At 67.0% G+C, this 18,766-nt stretch carries 15 protein-coding genes; 9 read left to right on the plus strand and 6 right to left on the minus strand.

Features of this window, described 5'->3' with window-relative positions; all coding sequences use genetic code 11:
* Positions 1-40: 40 nt before the first annotated feature.
* From CXB49_RS19050 to CXB49_RS19065, 4 genes are all read left to right on the plus strand, one after another.
* Positions 41-1,489: a HAMP domain-containing sensor histidine kinase gene (locus tag CXB49_RS19050; RefSeq protein ID WP_158300951.1), complete on the plus strand. Its 1,449-nt coding sequence runs from the start codon at positions 41-43 to the stop codon at positions 1,487-1,489.
* Positions 1,486-1,971 (plus strand): hypothetical protein, encoded by a 486-nt coding sequence (locus CXB49_RS19055; RefSeq protein WP_101709829.1) that lies wholly within the window; start codon positions 1,486-1,488, stop codon positions 1,969-1,971. Before CXB49_RS19050 ends, CXB49_RS19055 begins: the two co-directional genes overlap by 4 nt.
* Positions 1,968-3,311, plus strand: a complete 1,344-nt coding sequence (locus CXB49_RS19060; protein ID WP_101709830.1) for a sigma 54-interacting transcriptional regulator — start codon at positions 1,968-1,970, stop codon at positions 3,309-3,311. The genes CXB49_RS19055 and CXB49_RS19060 overlap by 4 nt, the downstream gene beginning before the upstream one ends.
* 211 nt (positions 3,312-3,522) lie before the next feature.
* Positions 3,523-3,876 carry a BON domain-containing protein gene (locus CXB49_RS19065; protein ID WP_101709831.1) on the plus strand — a complete coding sequence of 118 codons (354 nt, stop codon included), beginning with the start codon at positions 3,523-3,525 and terminating at the stop codon, positions 3,874-3,876.
* Positions 3,877-3,951: 75 nt separating this feature from the next.
* Here the strand turns inward: CXB49_RS19065 and CXB49_RS19070 are convergent, their stop codons facing one another.
* On the minus strand, positions 3,952-4,743 hold the full coding sequence (locus CXB49_RS19070) for an ABC transporter substrate-binding protein (RefSeq protein WP_101709832.1): 792 nt from the start codon (positions 4,741-4,743) through the stop codon (positions 3,952-3,954).
* A 30-nt stretch (positions 4,744-4,773) separates the two neighbouring features.
* Positions 4,774-5,367 carry a Holliday junction branch migration protein RuvA gene (ruvA, locus tag CXB49_RS19075; RefSeq protein ID WP_101709833.1) on the minus strand — a complete coding sequence of 198 codons (594 nt, stop codon included), beginning with the start codon at positions 5,365-5,367 and terminating at the stop codon, positions 4,774-4,776.
* A gap of 523 nt (positions 5,368-5,890) precedes the next feature.
* Between ruvA and CXB49_RS19080 the strand changes: the two genes are divergently transcribed.
* Positions 5,891-6,643: a trypsin-like serine protease gene (locus tag CXB49_RS19080; RefSeq protein WP_158300952.1), complete on the plus strand. Its 753-nt coding sequence runs from the start codon at positions 5,891-5,893 to the stop codon at positions 6,641-6,643.
* Between the two features lie 78 nt (positions 6,644-6,721).
* On the opposite strand, the gene ruvC is transcribed toward CXB49_RS19080, so the two are convergent.
* From ruvC to amgK, 4 genes are read right to left on the minus strand one after another with little or no spacing between them, the layout of a single operon-like run.
* On the minus strand, positions 6,722-7,252 hold the full coding sequence (gene ruvC / locus CXB49_RS19085; RefSeq protein ID WP_101709835.1) for a crossover junction endodeoxyribonuclease RuvC: 531 nt from the start codon (positions 7,250-7,252) through the stop codon (positions 6,722-6,724).
* A complete protein-coding gene (murU, locus tag CXB49_RS19090; RefSeq protein ID WP_199406717.1) occupies positions 7,249-7,947 on the minus strand; it encodes an N-acetylmuramate alpha-1-phosphate uridylyltransferase MurU in 699 nt (232 codons plus the stop codon). Before murU ends, ruvC begins: the two co-directional genes overlap by 4 nt.
* 10 nt (positions 7,948-7,957) lie before the next feature.
* Positions 7,958-8,602, minus strand: a complete 645-nt coding sequence (locus CXB49_RS19095) for a hypothetical protein (RefSeq protein ID WP_101709836.1) — start codon at positions 8,600-8,602, stop codon at positions 7,958-7,960.
* Complete coding sequence (gene amgK, locus CXB49_RS19100) at positions 8,602-9,636, minus strand: N-acetylmuramate/N-acetylglucosamine kinase AmgK (protein WP_101709837.1); 1,035 nt, start codon at positions 9,634-9,636, stop codon at positions 8,602-8,604. Before amgK ends, CXB49_RS19095 begins: the two co-directional genes overlap by 1 nt.
* 149 nt (positions 9,637-9,785) lie before the next feature.
* Here amgK and CXB49_RS19105 point away from each other — a divergent pair, with 149 nt between their 5' ends.
* The 4 genes from CXB49_RS19105 (at position 9,786) to CXB49_RS19120 (ending at position 18,505) form a co-directional block, all read left to right on the plus strand.
* Positions 9,786-12,056 carry an LPS-assembly protein LptD gene (locus CXB49_RS19105; protein WP_101709838.1) on the plus strand — a complete coding sequence of 757 codons (2,271 nt, stop codon included), beginning with the start codon at positions 9,786-9,788 and terminating at the stop codon, positions 12,054-12,056.
* 9 nt (positions 12,057-12,065) lie between these two features.
* Entirely contained in the window at positions 12,066-13,361 is a 1,296-nt protein-coding gene (locus CXB49_RS19110; protein WP_199406718.1) for a peptidylprolyl isomerase, read from the plus strand.
* Positions 13,361-14,335, plus strand: a complete 975-nt coding sequence (gene pdxA / locus CXB49_RS19115) for a 4-hydroxythreonine-4-phosphate dehydrogenase PdxA (protein WP_101709840.1) — start codon at positions 13,361-13,363, stop codon at positions 14,333-14,335. The genes CXB49_RS19110 and pdxA overlap by 1 nt, the downstream gene beginning before the upstream one ends.
* 315 nt (positions 14,336-14,650) lie before the next feature.
* On the plus strand, positions 14,651-18,505 hold the full coding sequence (locus CXB49_RS19120) for a DUF3683 domain-containing protein (RefSeq protein WP_101709841.1): 3,855 nt from the start codon (positions 14,651-14,653) through the stop codon (positions 18,503-18,505).
* Positions 18,506-18,766 lie beyond the last annotated feature (261 nt).

Here is an 18,766-nt window from a genome sequence, read left to right on the forward strand (position 1 = left end):
TCCCGCCCGCCCGCCGCCGCAGAACTAAGCGGCGGCCGGCTTGTCTGCACTGCATCGCCACGCACCGCTCGCCGCCGTCCGCATGCTCCGCTTCCTGTCGTTTCGCAGCCTGCTGCTCGCAGGCTTTCTCGGCGTCGCCCTGATTCCGTCGGCCGCGCTGCTGCAACTGCGCCGCGAGCTCGGCGCCGCCGCAGACGCCGCCCAACAATACCAGCGCCAGGCGCAGCGCTGGCAGGATGGCGCCCGGCTGTCGCAGGAGCTGGCCTTGCAATTCGAGCGCGCCAGCCGCCAGGCGCTGATCCTGCGGGATAAACGGCTGCGCGAGACCGCCGCCGAATCGTCGCGCGCGATCCGCCGCGCGCAGGACGCGCTGCTGCCGGACGCTCCGGCCGGCGTCGCCGACACCGTCGCCGCCGTGCTCGACCACGTCGGGCGGCTGCAGCGACTGCCGCCGCCGCAACGGCTGCAACGCGACCAGCTGTTCCGCCAGCTACATCGGCAGCTGCAATGGCAACAACAGTTGCTGGATCAGGCGCGGCAGCAGCAGCAGTCGCGCTGGCGCGGCGACATCGAGCGGATGCGCGGCCAGGCCAACCAGCTGGCCTGGCTGGCGCTGGCCGCCGCCCTGCTGCTGGCGCTGGCGATGACGCTGCTGATCCACTGGCCGCTGCGCGGGCTGCAGCGCCGGATCGCCAGCCTCGCCGGCGGCGCCCGGCAGCTGGACTGGCGCCAGGCCGGACCGGCCGACCTGCAGCGGCTGAGCCGCGAGCTGGCGCAACTGGACTGCCGGCTGGTGGAGCTGGAGCAGCAGAAGACGCGCTTTTTCCGTCAGGTGTCCCATGAATTGAAAACGCCGCTGGCGGCGATACACGAGGCCACCTCGCTGCTGAACGAAGGCGTGGCCGGCGAGCTGAACGCCCAGCAGCGCCACATCGTCGGCATTCTGCGCAACAACGCCGCCACGCTGCGCCAGCGGGTGCAGGCGCTGCTGCGGCAGGATGCCGGCCAGTGGCTGTCCACCGCGCTTTCGCCGCGCCGGTTCTCGCTGCACCGGCTATTGCAGCGACGGCTGATCAGCTGCCAGCCGCTGTGGCAGGCCAAGCGGCTGCGGCTGGAGCTGGACGGCTCCGATGGCCAGGTGGTCGGCGATCCGTCCAAGGTGGAAACGATAATCGACAATCTGCTGCTGAACGCCATCCGCCACAGCCCGCCCGACGCCCGCTTGATACTGCGCCACGGACGCGCCGACGGCCGCGTCTGGCTGGAAGTGGCCGACTTCGGTCCCGGCGTGCCCGACGAGATCCGCGACAAGATTTTCGAGCCGTTCTGGAGCGGCCCGGCGCCGGCCGGGGAAACGCCGGGCAGCGGCCTCGGCCTGACGATGGCGCGCGGCTATGCCCAATTGATGAGCGGCGAACTGCAACTGCGGGACAGCGCCGAAAGCGCCTGTTTCCGCCTCAGCTGGCCGGAACCGGAGCACACCCGATGACCCCACTCGCGCGGCGCCTGCCGCCCGTTCTGCTGGCGCTGCTTTGCGCCGCCTGCGCCTTGCGGCCGCCCGCGCCGACGACGCCGGTGCTGATCTGCCCCGGCAGCGACGCCGTGCTGCTGTCCATCGACCTGCCGGACGACGCCGTCCGGCAGCGCTGGCAGCGCTACCAGGCCTGCGACGGCTACCGCCTGCTGAAGCTGCTGCGCGCCGCCGGCCGCGATCCGCTCCGGCAGCAGGCTGAGCTGGAGCGCCTGCAGGCCGACGACGCCGCCGCGCCGGCCAACGCCGCGCTGGCCCGCTTGTTGCTGCGTCAGATCCAGACGCAAAACCACCTGCAGGAACAAAACGACAGGCTGCAACAACAAGGGCGCGAGCAACAGAAGCGCGCCGACGAGTTGGCCGCCAAGCTGGAAGCCTTGCGCCGGCTGGAGCTGGATTTGCAGCGCCCGGCCGGCCCGACTGAAGGAAACCGTAAATGAATGCCCGCATCATCCTGGTCGACGACGATCCCGACCTGCTGTGCCTGGTAAAGATGCGGCTGCAGGCCGCCGGCTACGAAGTGGAGGCGCTGTCCAGCGCCGAGACCGCGCTCGGCGCCTTGTCGGCGCGGCGCGCCGACCTGCTGCTGACCGACTGGCGCCTGCCCGGCATGGACGGCATGCAGCTGTTCGCCATTGTCCGCGAGCGCTATCCGACGCTGCCGGTGATCCTGCTGACCGCCCACGGCACCGTGCCCGACGCGGTGGAAGCGCTCAGCAGCGGCGTGTTCTGCTATCTGGAAAAACCGTTCGACGGCCCCTTGCTGCTGGACAAGGTGCGGCAGGGGCTGGCGCTGGCGGCCGGCGCCGGCCCAGGCGCGGCAGACGGCGGCGACTGGCGCGACGGCATCATCAGCCGCAGCCCGGCGATGGAAGAGCTGCTGAGCGAGGCGCGCATGGTCGCCGCCACCGATGCCAGCGTGCTGCTCTTGGGCGAGAGCGGCAGCGGCAAGGAAGTGCTGGCGCGCGCGATCCACCGCGCCAGCCCGCGCGCGGACCGGCCCTTCGTCGCCGTCAATTGCGGCGCGATTCCGGAAAACCTGCTGGAAAGCGAGTTGTTCGGCCATGAAAAGGGCGCCTTCACCGGCGCGGCGGCGCGACGCAGCGGCTTGATCCAGCAGGCCGACGGCGGCACCCTGTTCCTCGACGAGATCGGCGACATGCCGCTGCCGCTGCAGGTGAAGCTGCTGCGCGTGCTGCAGGACCGCGAAGTGCGGCCGGTCGGCGCCAACCGCCCGGTCGCGGTCGACATCCGCCTGCTGTCGGCCACTCACCGCGATCTGCCCGCCCGCATCGCCGACGGCCAGTTTCGCGAGGACCTGTACTACCGGCTGAACGTGGTGATGCTGCGGCTGCCGTCGCTGGCCGAGCGTCGCGAGGACATTCCGCTGCTGGCGCAGCATTTCCTGAAACAGGTGGCGCGGCGCTATGGCAGGACGGTCGGCGGTTTCGCGCCCGAGGCCGTATCGTTTCTCGCCGCCGCCAGCTGGCCCGGCAACATCCGTCAGCTGGCCAATGTGGTCGAACAGTGCTGCGTGCTGGCCACCGGCCCGCTGCTGAGCCTGGCCCAGGTCGAGAAGGCCGTGGCCGGCGAGTCCCGCGCCATCCCGACGCTGGCGGCGGCGCGGCGCCAGTTCGAGCACGACTACCTGTCCAGCCTGCTGCGGCTGACCGGCGGCAATGTCAGCGACGCGGCCAGGCTGGCCGACCGCAACCGCACCGAGTTCTATCGCCTGCTGCAGAAGCACGAACTGAGCGCGGCCGCCTTCAAGGACGATTGACGCTGTCGCCATTTGGCGACAGCGCCGCGGCCTTACCCCGCCTGAATCCGCGACGCTTCACCGCCTTTTCTGTCGCCAATCGGCGACGAATACCAGCGGCTACCTGAGGCGAAAGTCGAAGAATCATTGATTTCATTGAGAAAAATCGGCTGGCACGGCGCTTGCTAAATGAACGGGGACTTTCGTCACCATCAACAAGGAGACTCATACCATGCGTAAAGCCCTGATCATCGCCAGCCTGATTCCCGTCCTGAGCGCCGGAGCGGCCTTCGCCGCCGGCAACGACGCCAGCGGCCCCAGCCAGCAGAGCGTCGCGCCGCGCGCCGCCGCTCATATGGCCGCCAGCGCCAACGACGCCGAGCTGACCCGCCAGGTAAACGAAACGGTCGGCAAACTCGGCGCGCAGCTGGGCGCCAAGATCGGCGCTCAAGTCGTCAACGGCGACGTGGTATTGAGCGGAACCGCCCCCAGCCAGGACGCGATCAGCCGCATCGCCGAAGAAGCGGCGCGCGTGCCTGGCGTAAAGAGTGTGCGCAGCCAGGTCAATCTGCTGCCGGCCGGTTAAGTCCGCCGCAACCGGATCGACCTGCTATCCACTGGCCCGCCATACGGCGGGCCTTTTTTCATCGCCGCGCGGCGGCTAGCGCCACAGCGCCGTGGCGGTCTCCGACGGACTCATGTAGCGGCCGATCAGCCGCCGCATCGTGCCGTCGCGGTTCATGCCGTCGACCATTTCGCGCCACTGTCCGATGTCCTGCTCGGGAAACGTCCGCTTGGTGAACACGATGCCGCGCGGGCTGGGCGCCGACTGCTTGTCCCAATCGACCACCCTGACCCTGTCCTCCAGGCCAAGCTCCCTGAGCTTGGCGCGATAGACCATCGGCGTGGAAAACATGCCGACGGCGCGATTCTGCTCCAGCATGCGGAACAGCACATCCTCCTCCGCCACCTCGACCACCCGCCCCTGCACGGCCAGCCGCGCGACCAGCGGATCGTAGTAGGAACTGGTGTGGTAGCTGCGGACGATGGTCCAGCGCCACTGCGGCCCGGCGTCGAGAAAATCCTCCATCGAGGCGATGGCAGCCGGCAGCGACGACGACAGCAGCACATATTGCTTCAGCTGGATGTAGTTGAGAAACCAGTAGACGTTCTCGCGCTCCGGGCTCGCGATCGCCGACAAGGTGATGTCCAGCCGTCCGGCCTCCAGCTCCTTCCAGATTCTGGCGCGCGGCATCACCACGTATTCGAAGCGGCAGCCGCTGCGGCGGCGCAGCTCCTCGGCGACATCCCAGTCCAGGCCGCTGTGGTCGCGGTAGAACTGGCCGATCGGGTAGAAGGCGAGCCGGATCGCATGCTGCGGGCACCTGACGGCCGCCGACCATGCCGGCAGCACGACCAGACCCAGGGCCCACGCCCACCACGCACTCCGCATCGAACCTCCCGCGACCCGAGCCGCGCGGCGTCAGGCCTTCATCAAACTCTTCAATGCCAGCCGCACGCCTTCGCTGACCGTCACGTCCGCCGGCAGGCCCTTGGTGGCCGCGGCGGCCTCTTTGTCGTTGTAGCCCAAAGCCAGCAGCGCATTGACGATATCGCTCTTCTCGTCCGGCGTCGCGGCGAACGGCAGGCCGCCGGGCACCGTCAGATTGCCGCCGGTGGCCAGCTTGCCTCGCAACTCCAGCGCCAGCCGCTCCGCGGTCTTCTTGCCTATGCCCGGCACCGACGACAGGCGCTTGATGTCCTCGCTGGCCACCGCCACCGCCAGCTCGTCGGCCGTCATGCCGGACAACAAGGCCAGCGCGATCTTGGCGCCGATGCCGCTGACCTTGATCAATTGGCGGAAAGTCTGCCGCTCCTCCTTGCTGGCGAAGCCGAACAGCAGGTGAGCGTCCTCGCGCACCACCAGGTGGGTGAACAGGGTGCACGGCTGGCCCAGCGCCGGCAATTGGTAGAAGGTGGTCATCGGCACATCCACTTCATAGCCGACGCCGTTCACGTCCACCACCACTTGCGGCGGCAATTTTTCGATCAGTTTTCCGGAAAGACGTCCGATCATCTTGGCATTCTCATCATCTGGCCCGCGCCGGACTGGCGCGGCTGTCGGCATTATCCCACAAGCCGCGTCCGCGCCCACCCGGCTCGTCCGGCGAGGGCCAGCCCAGCCGCGCCAGCCCATGGCTGTCGGCTTTTGATATATCCAGACAGCCTATTCAAATATTAAAAAGTCACTGCGCTTGAAATAAGCCAAGTTCAGACTATTTTCCGGCATCCATCGGTGAATATTAACAAGAATGCTATTTCATTTAATTCGATGCTGGCCACGCCCTGGTGTTCAGCCGCTTTCGCTGCCATTCATTCAATAGGCAAGCAAATCGAAAATCAAATGTCATTCACAAGGACAGCGCCAATCCCAGCCCAGCCATTCCATAATCATTTCAACTGAGCATAATGAATCGGCAAGGCCACATTATCGGGAATCAAGAATATCAATACTGGGAATATCAGCCCAATCTTGCTGGGATCAGTTTTGATCGCGGTTGCCAAGCCGCCTTGATTCCCCATCGACAAGGAATGCATCCGTGAAGAAACTGCTTGCCGCCTCATGCCTGTTGGCATTATCCCATCTCGCCGCCGCCGCGCCTTTTTCCCCGCAGGAAACCAATTACATCAAGCTGGATTTCCAAAACCAGAACGGCAGCCGCAATATCTGCGGCGGCTCCTTGGTGGGAAAAGATCTGGTGCTGACCGCCTCGCATTGCATTCTGGACAACTGGACCGGCGTCACCGCCTACTACGGCCGCAATTTTGAAAACCAGGCCGGCGCCCGACGCGACAACGCCCAGCCCAACTGGATCAAGTTCGACCATCAAGGCGTCGCCGTCGACCTGGCCCTGCTCAAGCTGTCCCAGACCATCGCCGGCCGCAACGGCGCCCGCATCGTCCCGGTGGTGGCTCAGGAAGATTGCCAAGCCGGCATCGGCGCGATGCAGGCGCAGCGGCGGATGGACGACCAGGGCTATCAGCTGGGACAGAGCCTGATGCAGGTCAGCGTCGCCAACGTCGTCCGGCTGGGTCCGTCTCCGCTGGCCAACGGCGTCTCCCTGCTGACCAACGGCAACGTCGGCCGCGGCGGAGACTCCGGCAGCCCGCTGCTGTCGTCCAAGGGCGTGCAAGTGGGGGTATACAACGGCAACGCCGGCAATGCCTCCGCCTTCGCCGCGCTGTGCAAGTACGCCGGCCATATCCAGGCATGGTCGGAAACGCTCAGCCCGGGCGGCGGCCAGACGCCGCCTTCGGGCGACTGGGTATGGCCGGACGCCCGGCGCCGTTGACCGGCGGACATGAAAAAAAGCGGCCCGCAGGCCGCTTTTTTTTAATGGCCGGGAAGCGGCGCTCCGCCGGCCCCTGCGCTACACCAGCCGCCCGCCTTTCACCCGCAGTCCGCTCAAGGCCAGCTTGCCTATGGCCCCGCCGCTGTGGCCGGCGTGAGTCAGCGCCACCGCCAGCGCGTCGGCGGCGTCGGCCTGCGGCGTGCCGGACAGGTTCAGCATCCTGACCACCATGTACTGCACCTGCTCCTTCGGCGCCTTGCCCTGGCCGACCACCGCCTGCTTGACCTGCAGCGCGGTGTACTCGGCCACCGACAGGTCCTTCAACACCAGCGCGGTCATGCAGGCGCCGCGCGCCTGTCCCAGCATCAGCGTGGCCGCCGGGTTGACGTTGACGAAGACCCGCTCCAGCGCCGCCTCGGTCGGCTGATAGGTGTCGACCACCTGGTGTATGCCCTCGACCAGCACCTTGACCCGCTCCGCCAGCGGCGAGCCGCTCTTGGTCCGGATGGCGCCGGAGGCGACGTAATGGCGCTGGTTGCCGACGACGTCGATGACGCCGAAGCCGGTGATCAGGCTGCCGGGGTCGATGCCCAGGATGCGCCGCGTCATCGCGTCCAGCCGGCGGCGATGGCGTCGGCCTCAGCCAGCCGCTCCGGCGTGCCGACGTCCAGCCACAGGCCGGACTGCACCTCGCCGCGGATCCGGCCTTGCTCCATCGCCGCCAGCAACCATGGCAGCAGCGGGCTGGCCGCGCCGGGCCGGACGTCGCGGAAAAAGGCCGGGTGGTAGGCGGCCAGACCGCAGAAGGTGTACGGCATGTCGCCGTCGCCGCAAGCGGCCACGCGGCCATCGGCCCTCAGCGTCAGATCGCGGCCGGTCTTGTAGCCGGCCTTGGCCGTCAGCACCAGATGGGCCTGCGCGGCGTCGCCATCCAGGCCGGCGGCCGCCTCGACCAGCCGCTCGACCGGGAAATCGCTCAGCACATCGCCGTTCACCACCAGGAAGGGCGCGTCGCCCAGCAAGGGCAGCGCGGTGGCTATGCCGCCGGCGGTCTCCAGCGCCTCGCCTTCGGGCGAGTAGGCGATGGCGACGCCGAAACGCGATCCGTCGCCAAGCGCCTGTTCTATCCGTTCGCCCAACCAGGCGTGATTGATCACCAGCTCGGTGACGCCGGCGCGCGCCAGCCGCTCGATATGCCACGCGATCAGCGGCTTGCCGCCGGCCGTCAGCAATGGCTTCGGCGTGTGGTCGGTCAGCGGCCGCATCCGCTCGCCGCGGCCGGCGGCCAATATCATCGCCTTCATTGTCGTTCTCTCATTTCGGAAACAGCCGTTCGGCCGGGAAATCGCCCTCGTTTTCCCAGAAGCCGCGCTCGCTGCGCTCGGTCAGCAGCCAACGGCCGTCCTGCAATTTCAAGCGTCCGTAACGGACGCGGAAGGCCTGCCCGTCCCACTGCCCGCTGGCCGGAAAATCCGGCGCGCACGACAGCAGCAGAAAGCCGCCGCGGGTCTCGCGCCAGTCGCTTTTCAGCGCGCGCGCCATCACAAACGGTTTGGCCGCGTCGCGTCGCGGCGGCTGGACGAAGACCAGGCCGTGTTCGCCGACGGTGAACGGCCGCGCCTCGACGCCGGAGTAGGAGCCGAAGCCGGCGCCATGGTTCTCCTCCAGCAAGAAGACCGGCTTGCCGCCGTCGCTGAGCCGGGTGCGTTCCAGCTTGGACAGCCGGCCCACCCGCAGCCGCGACAGCTGGCCGCCCTGACTGTCGTAGATCCGCAACTCCGCCTGCGCCAGCGGCGGTTTCCGTTCGTCGTCGCCGTCGGAGGCGTCGTCGAGGCCCTGCGCTCCGGCGTCCTGGTACAGGCAAAGCTTGAACGACTGCGCCGGGAAGCACTGCCGCTGCTCGAGACCGGCGCCGACGGCGACCGTCGGCAGCAACAGCAGCGGCCACAGACGGCGCATCAGCCGCCCTTCACGCCGAGCACCGGGTAGCTGGACTGCAGCTCGGCGTCGGTATCGTCGCGGCCGACCAGGTCCACCAGCAGCTGGTAGAACGGCGCCAGCTCGCCATAGCGGCGCGTGGTCCGCTTCAGGTACTTGATGAAGCGCGGAATCTCGGCGCGGTACTTGTCCTTGCCGTCGCGGTGATGAAGCCGGGCGAAAATGCCGGCCACCTTCAGATGGCGCTGCACGCCCATCCACTCGAAGGCGCGGTAGAAATCGTCGAAAGCCTCCGGCACCGGCAGGCCGGCGGCGCGCGCCTTCTCCCAGTAACGGATGGCCAGATCGAGCACGAAGTCCTCCTCCCATTCGATGAAGGCGTCGCGCAGCAGCGATGCCACGTCGTAGCTGATCGGACCGTGCACCGCGTCCTGGAAGTCCAGCACGCCGGGCGCGCCGGCGGTCAGCATCAGGTTGCGGACGATGAAGTCGCGGTGGACGAAGACCCTGGGCTGGGCCAGCAGCGCCGGCAACAGCGCCTTGACGCCGGCGTCCCACAGCCGGCGCTGGGCCGCGCTCAGCGGCTTGTCCAGCTCCTTGGCGCAGAACCACTCCGGGAACAGCTCCAGCTCGCGCGTCAACAGCGCCGCGTCGTATTCGGGCAGCGCGCCGTCGCGGCTGCCGCGCTGGATCTCGATCAGCGTGTCCAGCGCCTCCAGCAGCAGATGGCGGTGCACCATCGGGCGCTCGTCGTGCTGCAGCGCGGCCAGATAGGTGACCTTGCCCAGATCCTCCAGCACCATGAAGCCCTGCTCGCGGTCGCGCAGGTAAATCTCGGGCACTTTCACCATGGCGAAGATGTCTCGCACCTTGACGTAGGCGTCGGTATTGATGTGTTCCGGCGGCGCGTCCATCACGATGCGGCTTGCGCCGTCGGGCCAGATCGCGCGGAAATAGCGGCGGAAGTCGGCGTCGGCGGCGGCGAATTCAACCTGGATTTCGTCGCCAGGGTATTGCTGCGCCAGCCATTTCTTGAGCTGTTCCAGTCTTTGCATGTCGCTTTATCGTGGTGCTGATAGAATTGAGCGATTTTATACTGCCCACAGCGGCCTGTTCACGCTAAATTTAGACGCGGCGCCGATCCTGCCGGCGTCGCCGAGACTTGGCGTCGACAAGCCCGAGCCCACAAGATATGGCTTTGTGCATGCCTAGACAAAAACTGAACCCGCTGGCGCTGGCCGTCGCCGCCGCCTTCGCCCTGAACGCCCATAACGCCCGCGCCGACGACGAGGCGCCGATCGCCCTGCCCACGCCGCCGAAGCAAGAAGGCCAGACCGTGGTCACCGCCGATAATCTCGACGGCGAAATAGGGGTGATCGTGCATGCCAAGGGCAATGCCGTGGCGACCCGCGACGACCAGAAAGTGGAAGCGGACTGGCTGGATTACTACCAGGCGAAAAACCGCGTCAAGGCCGGCGACCGCTTCCGCATGACCCGCGACGGCGACACGATAGACGGCACCACGCTCGATTACGACATCGGCGCCTACAGCGGCACCGGCATGGATCCGGTGTTCTCGATGAAGCGGCAGGACGCGACGCCGAAGGGCGCCAAGCCGGTGACGATGCGCGGCGACGGCAGCCAACTGGACTTCCAGGGCCAGAATCAGTACCGCGTTTACGGCAGCCGGATGACCACCTGCGATCCCGGCGACGATGCCTGGTATCTGCATTCGTCCAGCACCGACCTCGACTACAACAGCGGCGTCGGCGTCGCGCACAACGCCTGGATGCAGTTCTACGGCGTGCCCATCCTGTACACGCCGTGGCTGGATTTCCCGCTGAACGGCAACCGCAAGTCCGGCTTCCTCGCGCCGACGTTCAAGACCGGCACCGCCGGCACCGAGTTTGCGATCCCGTATTACTGGAATATCGCGCCGAACTACGACGCCACCATCACGCCGCACTTCAACGACAAGCACGGCAATATGCTGGCCGGCGAGTTCCGCTACCTGCAGCCCGACTACCGCGGCACCATCTATACCGAGCAGCTGCCGAACGACAAGGTGACCAACACTTCGCGCTATGCCTGGAGCGCGACGCACAGCCAGAATCTCGGCCACGGCCTGTCCTTCGGCCTGAACTACAACCAGGTCTCGGACAAGACCTATTTCACCGACTTCGGCGACCAGGTGGCGGTCGCCTCCAACGTCAACCTCGACCGCTCGGCCTGGGTCAACTACAACATGGACTGGACCGGCGGCGGCGCCAACGCGATGCTGCGCGTCCAGCACTATCAGAATCTGACGCTGAATCCGCAGCCGACCGACATCCCGTACGCGCGGATGCCGCAGCTGACGCTGAACGCCAGCCAGAAACTGCCGTCGAACTTCTCCGCCAGCCTGATCACCGATCTGACCCGTTTCGACCACCCCAGCCTGCAGACCGGCGACCGTTTCGTCGCCTACCCCAGTCTGACCTGGAACTTCGATCGCAGCTGGGGCTTCATCCGCCCGAAGATCGGCGTCAACTTCACCGAATACAATCTGAACGCCTACCAGGGCCAGCCTCAGGGCACGATCACCCGCACGCTGCCGATATTCAGCACCGACGCCGGGCTGTATTTCGACCGCGACACGCAGTTCATGGGCCGCGACCATCTGATGACGCTGGAACCGCGGCTGTTCTACGTCAACATCCCCAACAAGGATCAGAGCAAGCTTCCCAATTTCGACACCTCGGTCAACGACTTCAACTTCGCCCAGCTGTTCACCGAGAACCGCTTCTCCGGCTACGACCGCATCAACGGCGCCAACGAGATCACCACCGCGCTGACCAGCCGCTTCATCGACCAGAGCAACGGCCTGGAGCGGCTGCGCATCTCTATCGGCAAGCGCTACTACTTCAGCCAGCAGGACATCGTACTGGCCGGCACGCCCGCCCAGGTGACCAATACCGGCAACGACTGGATGCTGTCCGCCGGCGGCGACCTGAGCCGCTCGGTGCGGCTGGACAGCAACTACGAATACAACCCGACGATACAGGCGACGCAGCGCTATGACGTCCGGCTGCGCTACAACCCGGAGCCGGGCAAGATCGCCAGCTTCCGCTACCGCTACGGCGTCTACGAGCTGCAGGACGACAGCAACCTGCCCAACTATGGCGGTTACGGTCCGCTGCGCCAGGTCGACGTGGCCGCGCAATGGCCGATCGCCCGCCGCTGGTACGCCATCGGCCGCTACAATTACTCGCTGATCAGCCGCAAGCCTATTGATCAACTGGCCGGCTTTGAGTACAACGATGGCTGCTGGTCGGCGCGCTTCTATAGCCAGCGCTATGTCACCGACCTGACCACGACCCGGAACGCGATATTCTTCCAGCTGGAACTGAAGGGGCTGGGAGCCCTGGGCAGCAACGCTCTGCAAGACACGTTGCGCCTGGCCATTCCCGGCTACACCAAGACTAATGAGCAATAAAGCCTGACCATGAAAAAGACCCTGCTTGTCCTGTTGATTGCCGGCGCCATGCAAGCGGCGCTGGCAGCTCCCGTCTCCCCGGTCCCGGTGCGCGAAGTCGATCGCATCGTCGCCGTGGTCAACAAGAACGTGATCACCTGGCAGGAGTTGCAAGCCCGGGTGGATGAGGCGATCAAGCAACTGCAGGCGCAGAAGGTGACGCCGCCGTCCCGCGACGTGCTGGCGCGCCAGGTGCTTGAGCAGATGATCACCGAAGAGGTGCAGCTGCAGTACGCCACCAGCGGCGGCCTGAAGATAGACGACGCCGCCGTCGACCAGGCGATCGCCAACCTGGCCAAGCAGAACAAGCTGAGCAGCGACGGCCTGAAGGCCCAGCTGGCCAAGGACGGCATCACGATGAGCCAGCTGCGCGCCGACATCCGCCGCGAACTGACGATTTCGCGGCTGCGCGACAGCGAAGTCGCCTCGCGGGTATCGGTCAGCGACAGCGAGGTGGACCAGGTGCTGAAGAGCGCCCAGAGCGCCAACCGCACCGAATACCACCTGGCCAGCATCCTGATCAGCGTGCCCGAACGCGCCGACGCCAAGCAGATCGACGCGCTGTCGCAGAAGGTGCACAAGGCGCTGAGCGACCTCGACGCCGGCCAGCCGTTCGCCAAGGTGTCCGCCACCTACTCCGACGCGCCGAACGCGCTGAAGGGCGGCGACATGGACTGGCGCAGCGCCACCTCGCTGCCGGTGGAGTTCGTCCAGATGCTGGAACAGCTGAAAACCGGCGCGCATACCGATGTGGTCCGCACCCAGCAGGGCTTCTTCATCTTCCAGCTGCAGGACAAGCGCGCCGGCGGCGCGCCGATGATGGTGGAGCAATACCATGTCCGCCATATCCTGATCCGCACCAACGAGGCGGTGTCCGAAGCCGACGCCCGCGCCCGCATCGACCAGGTCCGCGACCGCATCATGCGCGGCGCCAAGTTCGCCGACATGGCCAAGCTGTATTCGGAGGACGGCAGCAACGCCAAGGGCGGCGACCTCGGCTGGGTCAATCTCGGCGATCTGGTGCCGGAATTCGAGAAGGCGATGGTGGCCCTGCCGGTCGACCAGCTGTCGCAGCCGGTGCGCAGCCCGTTCGGCTGGCACTTGATCCTGGTCGAGGGCCGTCGCAATCAGGACGTCTCCAGCGATCACGAGAAGATGGCGATCAAGCAGCAGATCCGTTCCCGCAAGATGGAACAGGCCTACGCCGACTGGGTGCGCCAGCTGCGCGACTCGGCCTTCGTCGAAGAGCATCTGGACGACAAGTGATGACGGACAGGCCCGTTCTGGCGGTCACCGCCGGCGAACCGGCCGGCATCGGCCCGGACCTGGCGCTGCGGCTGCCCGAGCTGGCGCCGGAAGCCCGCTGCGTCGTCGTCGCCGACCGCGGCCTCTTGGCCGGCCGCGCCGCGGCGCTCGGACTGGATGTCGGGCTGACCGACTACCGCGCGGGCCGGCCGGCGCCGGCCGGCGCGCTGGAGGTGCTGCACGTGCCGCTGGCCGCGGCGGCCGAGGCCGGCAGACTGAATCCTGCCAACGGCCGCTATGTGCTCGCCACGCTGGACGCGGCGATAGACGGCTGCGTATCCGGCGAATTCGCCGCGATGGTGACGGCGCCGGTGCACAAGGGCGTGATCAACGACGCCGGCGTGCCGTTCACCGGCCATACCGAATACCTGGCCGAACGCACCGGGACCAAGAAGGTCGTGATGATGCTGGCCGGCGGCGGCATGCGCGTCGCGCTCGCCACCACCCATCTGCCCTTGCGCGAGGTCGCCGACGCCGTCACCGCGCCGCTGCTGTTCGAAACCATCCGCATCCTGCACGCCGATCTGGTCGGCAAGTTCGGCATCGCCGCGCCGCGCATCCTGGTGGCCGGCCTCAATCCGCACGCCGGCGAAAGCGGCCACATGGGACGCGAGGAGATAGACGTCATCGAGCCGGCGCTGGAAGCGCTGCGCGCCGAAGGCATCCGCCTGATCGGCCCGCTGCCGGCCGACACGCTGTTCAACCCGGACAAGCTGGCCGCCGCCGACGCGGTGCTGGCGATGTACCACGACCAGGGCCTGCCTGTGCTGAAGCACGCCAGCTTCGGCGCCGGCATCAATATCACGCTGGGCCTGCCCATCGTCCGCACCTCGGTCGATCACGGCACCGCGCTGGATCTGGCCGGCACCGGCCGCGCCGATCCGGGCAGCCTGATCGAGGCGGTGCGGCTGGCCGCGCAACTGGCCGGCCGCTAACGGGCCCACTCGGCAGAACCGGCGCGCCGCGCGCCCAGGCGCCGCTGAGCGTCCTCCCCGGCCATTCTCCGACCCGCGCCTCGCGGCCGATGCCATCGGGCGTCTCTCCAGCCCAAAACAGCGCCGGCATCGCCGTCCCTCGCCATTCCCGCTGAATAAAATATCCAGATCAGCGTCAATGACGCCTGCCCGGTTCCGGCCGGCAATATCTTGATATAAAGAGGAAAAAACCCTGCCAAACGCGTATTTTTCGCAGCGCAGCAATTGGGATACACTGACAGACATTCCTCTAAATAAAATCCAGCTTGCGGACAAATGACAGCCATCACCAGCGAACAACGCCTGCGGGAGATCCCGTACAACTACACCTCGTACTCCGATCGCGAAATCATCATCCGCCTGCTCGGCGAACCGATGTGGCAGTTGCTGGACGCCTTGCGCGGCGAGCGCAAGACCGGCCGCTCCGCGCGCATGCTGTTCGAGGTGTTGGGCGACATCTGGGTGGTGGACCGCAACCCCTATCTGGTCGACGACCTGCTGGACAATCCGAAGCGCCTGTCGGCGCTGGTGGAGGCGATGCGCCACCGTCTCCACGAGGTGGAAAAGCGCCGCCACGGCAACGGCCGCGTCGAAGAGATGATCGCCGCCGCGCACGCGGCCGTCGACGCCTTCGCCCGCCAGTTCGACGAGACCCGCGAATTGCGCGCCCGCGTGCTGAAGAAGCTGACCCGGCTGACCCGCCGCGACAATATCCAGTTCGACGGCCTGTCCCGCGTCGCCCACGTCACCGACGCCACCGACTGGCGCGTCGAATATCCGTTCGTGGTGCTGAGTCCGGACAGCGAGGCCGAGATGGCGCCGCTGGTGCGCGCCTGCATCGAGCTGGAGCTGACCATCATCCCGCGCGGCGGCGGCACCGGCTACACCGGCGGCGCGGTGCCGCTGGACCGGATGAGCGCGGTGATCAACACCGAGAAGCTGGACCGCCACCTCGGCGTGGAGCACATCGAACTGCCGGGGCTCTCCGGCCGGCGCGCCACCATCTACTGCGGCGCCGGCGTGGTCACCGCCCGGGTGTCCGAGGCCGCGTCGGCCGCCAGCCTGGTGTTCGCGGTGGACCCGACCTCGGCCGAGGCCTCCTGTATCGGCGGCAATATCGCGATGAACGCCGGCGGCAAAAAAGCGGTGCTGTGGGGCACCACGCTGGACAACCTGGCCAGCTGGAAGATGGTGGATCCGGACGGCCGCTGGCTGTTCGTTGAACGGATAGGCCACAACTACGGCAAGATCCACGACGTCGACGTCGCCCGCTTCCGCGTGTCGCGGCTGGCCGACGACGGCAAGACCGTCGAGGAGAGCCGCGAACTGAACATCCCCGGCAGCGCCTTCCGCAAGGTGGGCCTGGGCAAGGACGTCACCGACAAATTCCTGGCCGGCCTGCCCGGCGTGCAGAAGGAAGGCTGCGACGGCATCATCACCAGCGCCCGCTTCGTGCTGCACCGGATGCCGGGCCACACCCGCACCGTGTGTCTGGAATTCTTCGGCACCGTAGCCGAGGCGACGCCGGCCATCGTCGAGATCACCGACCTGTTCAAGCCGGGCGGCGCCTGCCTGGCCGCCGGCGTGCAGCTGGCCGGCCTGGAGCACCTGGACTGGCGCTATGTGCGCGCGGTCGGCTACGCCACCAAGGCCAAGAGCCGCGGCCGGCCGAAAATGGTGCTGATCGCCGACATCGTCTCCGACGATGAGAATGCCGCCGCCGAGGCCGCCAGCCAGGTGGTCCGCATCGCCAACGCCCGCCACGGCGAGGGCTTCATCGCGGTGACGCCGGAGGCGCGCAAGACCTTCTGGCTGGACCGCAGCCGCACCGCCGCCATCGCCAAGCACACCAACGCGTTCAAGATCAACGAGGACGTGGTGATCCCGCTACCGCGCCTCGGCGACTACAGCGACGGCATCGAACGCATCAATATCGAGTTATCCATCGCCAACAAGATAGAACTGCTGGACACGCTGACCGAGTACTTCCACGGCCGGCTGCCGGTGGACAAGATGGACACCAACCTGCCGTCGGAAGAGCTGATAGGCGACCGCCGCGCCGCCGCGCTGTCGCTGCTGGCCGTCCATCGCGACCGCTGGCAGTGGCTGCTCGACCACATGGACGCGCCATTCCACGAATACGCCGCCCGCTGGCCGGACGCGCCGCGGGAAGGCGCCGCCGCGCGGCCGGACACCGTGTTCCACGCGCTGCGCGACTTCACGCTGCGCGTCAGCTGGAAACGCGAGGTGCTGGCCGAGCTGGAACAGCTGTTCTCCGGCAACGCCGCCGTCGGCATCCGCGCCGCCATCGGCGAGCTGCAGAAACACGTGCTGCGCGGCCGGGTCTTCGTCGCGCTGCACATGCACGCCGGCGACGGCAACGTGCACACCAATCTGCCGGTCAACTCCGACAACTACCGGATGCTGCAGACCGCCCACCACGCGGTCGAGCGCATCATGGCGCTGGCGCGCGCGCTCGGCGGCGTGATCTCCGGCGAGCACGGCATAGGCATCACCAAGCTGGAATTCCTCAACGACGACGAGATCGCCCCGTTCCGCAGCTACAAGCAGCAAGTGGACCCGAACGGCCACTTCAACCGCGGCAAGCTGCTACCGGGCGCCGACCTCAGCCAGGCCTACACGCCGTCGTTCTCGCTGTTGGGCGCCGAATCGCTGATCCTGGAACAGTCCGACATCGGCCAGATCAACGACTCGATCAAGGACTGCCTGCGCTGCGGCAAGTGCAAGCCGGTGTGCTCGACCCACGTGCCGCGCGCCAACCTGCTTTATTCCCCGCGCAACAAGATCCTCGGCGTCGGCCTGTTGACCGAGGCCTTCCTGTACGAGGAGCAGACCCGGCGCGGCGTCAGCCTGAAGCACTTCGAGGAGCTGTCCGACGTCGCCGACCACTGCACGGTCTGCCACCGCTGCGTCAAACCCTGCCCGGTGAAGATAGACTTCGGCGACGTGTCGGTGGCGATGCGCAACTTCCTCAGGAAGGCCGGCAAGAAGAAATTCAACCCCGGCACCGCGCTGGGCATGGCCTTCCTGACCGCCAAGGATCCGGCGACGATCAAGACCATACGCGCCGGCCTGGTCGGCGTCGGCTACCAGGCGCAGCGGCTCGGCAACAGCGTCGGCAAGCGGCTCGGCCTGCTCGCCGGCCAGAAGAAACAGCCGCCGGCCACCGTCGGCCCAGCGCCGGTCAAACAGCAGGTGATCCACTTCATCAACCGGCCGATGCCGGGCGGCCTGCCGAAAAAAACCGCGCGCGCGCTGTTGGACGTCGAGGATCCGCACATCGTGCCGGTGATCCGCAATCCGCAGGCGGCCGAGGACGCCGAGGCGGTGTTCTACTTCCCCGGCTGCGGTTCGGAACGGCTGTTCAGCCAGGTCGGCCTCGCCACCCAGGCGATGCTGTGGCATGTCGGCGCGCAGACGGTGCTGCCGCCCGGCTATCTGTGCTGCGGCTACCCGCAGACCAGCGCCGGCTACCAGGACAAGGGCGACGCGATCACCACCGAGAACCGCGTGCTGTTCCACCGCGTCGCCAACACGCTGAACTATCTGGACATCAAGACCGTGGTGGTCAGCTGCGGCACCTGCTTCGACCAGCTGGCGCACTACCGCTTCGAGGACATCTTCCCCGGCTGCCGCGTCATCGACATCCACGAATACCTGATGGAAAAAGGCGTCAAGCTGGACGGCATCCAGGGCCAGCAGTATCTCTATCACGACCCCTGCCACACGCCGATGAAGACCCACCAGCCGCTGAAGGTGGTCAACGAACTGATGGGCGGCGGCGTGCCGCTGACCGACCGCTGCTGCGGCGAGGCCGGCACCTTCGCCGCCAGCCGGCCGGACATCGCCACCCAGGTGCGCGCGCGCAAAGAGGAAGAGATCCACAACAATCTGCAAGCGCTGACCGGCGGCGCGGCGCCGGCCAAGCCGGTGAAGATCCTGACCTCCTGCCCGTCCTGCCTGCAGGGCCTGTCGCGCTACAGTCCGGACACCGGCACCGAGGCCGACTACATCGTCGTCGAGATCGCCCGCCACCTGCTGGGCGAAAACTGGCTGCCGGACTATGTGGCCCGCGCCCGCAACGGCGGCATCGAAAGAGTGCTGTTGTAAATCCGTTCCCGGCCCTTCCGCCCAGGAAGGGCCGGGGCTTGACCTTGCCGTTGCGGCAAGGTCCACACTGCCTCCATCCGCCACCACGCGACTCGATCGATGCTCACCATCGGACAACTGGCCCGCTGCTACCTGCCGGCGCAGGTGGCTATGCTCGGCCGCATCGTCATGCTGCGCGAACTGGGTCTGCCGCTGCGCGCTGACAGAGCTGTACATCCCGATACGCTGACCGATGGCACAGCTAGGCCCGGATCGGCGCCA

Source organism: Chromobacterium sp. ATCC 53434 (assembly GCF_002848345.1).
Lineage (GTDB): Bacteria > Pseudomonadota > Gammaproteobacteria > Burkholderiales > Chromobacteriaceae > Chromobacterium.